General features: G+C 77.9%; 4 protein-coding genes. 2 read left to right on the top strand and 2 right to left on the bottom strand.

All coding sequences use genetic code 11. From position 1 onward, the window contains the following. On the top strand, window positions 1–566 hold a 566-nt coding region (locus PAI11_RS15325), incomplete at its 5' end, for a dehydroquinate synthase/iron-containing alcohol dehydrogenase family protein (RefSeq protein ID WP_040600531.1). 112 nt (window positions 567–678) lie between these two features. On the opposite strand, the gene PAI11_RS15320 is transcribed toward PAI11_RS15325, so the two are convergent. Beyond that, on the bottom strand, window positions 679–1,437 hold the full coding sequence (locus PAI11_RS15320; protein WP_007576411.1) for a spermidine synthase: 759 nt from the start codon (window positions 1,435–1,437) through the stop codon (window positions 679–681). A gap of 84 nt (window positions 1,438–1,521) precedes the next feature. After that, window positions 1,522–2,184, bottom strand: coding sequence for a TetR/AcrR family transcriptional regulator (locus PAI11_RS15315; protein ID WP_007576409.1), 663 nt, complete (start codon window positions 2,182–2,184; stop codon window positions 1,522–1,524). Between the two features lie 174 nt (window positions 2,185–2,358). On the opposite strand from PAI11_RS15315, the gene PAI11_RS15310 reads away from it, so the two are divergent. Next, window positions 2,359–3,693 (top strand): DUF2339 domain-containing protein (locus PAI11_RS15310; protein WP_040600530.1); only part of this gene is annotated, 1,335 nt, incomplete at its 3' end.

The following is a 3,693-nucleotide window of genomic DNA, read 5'->3' as shown; positions in this document are numbered from 1 at the left end:
CGCAGCCGCTCGCCGAGCGCGCGGCCAGCAGCGCCAACGCCCTCGGCCACGCGGTGACCGCGATCGCCAGCGACCGCAGCGACCCGATCGCCGCCGCCGTCGCCCGCGACGCGGTGGTCCGGATCGCGGCGGCCTGGCGCGACCCCGAGCCCGCCGCGCACGAGCTGGCCGTCGCCGCGGTCGAGGCCGGCTGGGCGCTCGAGGCGACCGGCCTGGCGCTGCACCACGCGGTCTCGCAGGAGACCGTCCGCCGGACCGGAGCAGGGCACGCCGTCGCCAACGCGACGCTGCTGCCGCTGACCGTCGGCGCGATCCGCCGCCGTCGACCGGCCCTGATCGCGGCCCTCGACGCGCTGATCGGCGAGCCGCTGGAGCGGGCGGCGGAGCGGCTGCGCGAGCGCGCCGGCGCGGCCGTCCCGGAGCTGGCCGACTCCGCGGTTCGCGCCGACGTCGCCGAGGCGGTCCTGCGCCGCCACGCGCAGCTGCGCCGGATCCCGCCGCCGCCCGACGCGGCCGAGCTGGACGCGCTGCTGGCGGCCGCCGCGACCGGCGGCCGAGCGGCGTAGGTGACGAAGCGGTCGCTCGGCGACCGGAACGTGACGACGAGCTGGCGGCGGCGGGCCGGACGGGCGGTGTGATGCGACGATCCGGTCGCTCGGCGACCGGAACGTCAGCGGCTCAGCCGGCGGCCAGCGACCGCAGGCGGTCGGCGGTCATCAGCTCGGCCGGGTGGGCGCCGCCGGCCAGGCGGCGGGCGAGCGCCTCGCGCGGGAGCGGCGCGTCGGACGCGAGCAGCAGCAGGTTGCCGGCGTGGCGCCCGCGGACGACCTCGCGTCCGCCGAACGCCAGCAGCTGGCCGAAGGCCGCGCCGAGGATCGCCGCCTGCTCGCCGACGGTCGTCCACGGCGGCTGGTCGACGACGTTCAGCAGGTAGCGCCCGCTCGGTCGCAGGACGCGGTGGACCTGGTCGGCGAACGCCGCCGTCGCCAGCGAGGCCGGGGTCTCGGTGCCGACGAAGGCGTCCCCGAGCACCAGGTCGAAGCCGTCGTCCGGGCTGCGCGCGACGGTCGTCGCGCCGTCGCCCGTCACGACCCGCAGGTGGGCACCCCGCCGTAGCCGCAGGTGCTGCTCGGCCAGTCGCACGACCGCCGCCGAGCGCTCGACCACGGTCTGCCGCGCCTGTGGCCGCGTCGAGGCGACGAACCGCGGCAGGCTGAACGCGCCACCGCCGAGGTGCAGCAGCTCCGCGGCCTCGCCGCGCGGCACGAGGACGTCGAGGGCGGCGCCGATCCGCGCCACGTAGTCGAGCTCCAGGTGGGCCGGATCGCCCAGGTCGACGTAGCCGTGGGCGAGCCCGTCGATCAGCAGCAGCCGTCCGCCGGGTCGCGCGCGGTCCGGCAGCAGCTCGAGCACGCCGACCCCGGACTCGACCCGCACCGGGGCGAACCGGGCCCCGCCGCTTGCGCCGCCGGCGCCGCGCCCGCGCTGGCGTGCTCCGGAGCGGGCCACGCCCCGAGGACCTCAGGCCTCGCCGAGCAGCCGCGCGGCGGCGGCGTCGTCGCCGGCCGCCCGCAGCGCCCCGGCCAGGGTCGCGACCAGCTGGTCGGCGAACGCCTCGCGGCTCGGGGCGCCCAGCTCCAGCCGGACCAGCATCGCGCCGTCGACGAACAGCAGCCAGCCGAGCACGGCCGCGCGCAGCGCGGGGTCGGTCCGCTCCAGGTCGGGGTGCCCGAGCGTCCCCAGGATCAGGGCCACGGTCGCCCGCCGGATGTTGTCGATCAGCTCGCGGATCCCCGGCTCGCCGGCGGCGGCGGTCAGCAGCCGCTGGAACTGCTTCGGACGCTCGTCGATCCAGGCCAGGTAGGCGCTGAGGCTGTGATGGGCGGCCTCGTGCATCGGCAGGTCGAGCCGCGGCCGGACCCGCTCGGCGAGGTCGTCGGCGGCGTCCGCCAGGGTCGCCACGAAGTAGTCGCGCTTGGTCGGGAAGTAGTGGTAGAGCAGCGGCTTCGAGACCCCGGCCGCCTTGGCGATCTGGGCCATCGACAGCTCGCCGTAGTCGTGCTCGGCGAACAGCTCGGTGCCGGCCTCCAGTAGTCGCCGGCGCCGCTCGTCGACGGCGAGGCGGCGGTAGGCGCGCGTCTCGGCCGCCGGTTCGGCGACGGGCGGGAGGTCGGGGGAGGTCACCGACCCAGTCTAGCGCTGTCGACCGTGGGTCGACAGATCCGGCCGGTCGACCGCCGATCCTGTAGACCGAGGGTCAGCAGTTCTTGACCGGTGGTCGACAGTGCTGCTACGGTCGCTGTCGACCAGGGGTCAGCAAGGCCCCGATCGTTGATCCCCGCGTCCCAGGAGGACCCCATGAGCCCGATCCCGACGACCCCCGATCCACCGCTGCGCCCGTTCGCGCCCCGTTCCTCCCGCCCGCTGGCTCCGCGGCTGACCGAGGAGTTCGTCGGCGGTCAGCTGCTCGCCTGGGCCGGCGGCGCGGCACTGCTGGTGGCGCTCGGCACGCTCTTCTGGCTCGGCGTCCGCGACGGCTGGATCGGCGAGCCGGTCCGCTGCCTGCTGGGGGCCGTCGCCTCGTCCGGCCTGCTGGCGGCCGGCCTCCGCCACGCCCGCCGCGGTCGCGCTCGCGAGGCGTCCTGGGCGATGGCCGGGACCGGCCTCGCCGGGCTCTACGTCACGAGCGCCGTCGCCGCCGGGCCGTACGACCTGCTGCCCCCGATCGTCGGCCTGGCGCTCCTGGCCGGGCTCGGCGTCGCGGCCGCCTGGACGGCGATTCGCTGGGAGTCCCAGCCGCTGGCCGGCGTCGGCTTGCTGGGCGCCCTCGGCGCGCCGCTGCTGGCACCGGTCGCCGGCCTGGCGCTGCCGGTGGTCGTCCTGGCCCTGGGGGCGACCGGGCTGCTGGTCCGGCAGCGACCGTGGACCTGGCTGACCGCGCTGGCCACGGCGCTCGCGCTGCCGCAGGTCGCCTGGCACGTGGTCGAGCTGCTCGACGCGGGGCGCGGGATCGACCCGGCCTCGCCCGGCGCGCTGCTCGACGTCGCCGCTCCCGGGCTCTGGACCGTCGCCGCGCTCGCTGCCGGCCTGCTGCTCGGCGCCGGTTGGGAGATCGGCCGGCCGGCGGTTCGCGAGCGCGACTCGATGCCGCTGCTGGTCGCCGTCCACGCTCTGATCGCCGCCGCGCTGGCCAGCGGCTACGCGCTGATCGGCGAGCGTCCGGTCGCCGCCGCCCTGACGCTCGCCGCGGTCGCCGGCCTGCTCGCGGCCGCGGGCTGGTCGGCCCGCCGACGTGCGGGGGCGGCGACGCCGGTCGAGCTGGTCCTGCTCGGCCTGGCGGTGCTGGTCGCCGACCTCGGGTTCGCGCTCGTCGCCTCGGGCGTCGTCCAGCTGCTCGGCTGGGCCGTCACCGCGGTCGCCTTCGCGCTGGTCGCCCGGCGGGCCGCCGACGGTCGTCTGCCGGTCGTCGTCGGAGGCGTCGGCCTGCACGTCGGCCTCGGCCTGATCGAGGTCGTCGGGACGGTCGGCGACGGCGGGATCGGCTCGATCGTCGGGGCGGCGCTGCTGGCCGCGGCCTGCGCGGTCTCGGCGCGCGTGATCGAGCCGCGCAGCCGGGCGGCGCGGCTCGCCCTCGACGCGACCGCGCTGGCGGTCGCGGCGCTCTGGACCGCGGTCGCGCTCGACCCGGCCGCG

The organism is Patulibacter medicamentivorans, assembly GCF_000240225.1.
In the GTDB taxonomy this organism is placed as follows: Bacteria; Actinomycetota; Thermoleophilia; order Solirubrobacterales; family Solirubrobacteraceae; genus Patulibacter; species Patulibacter medicamentivorans.
Note: the sequence above shows the minus strand (reverse complement) of the source record. Positions and strands in the feature narration are given on the sequence as shown.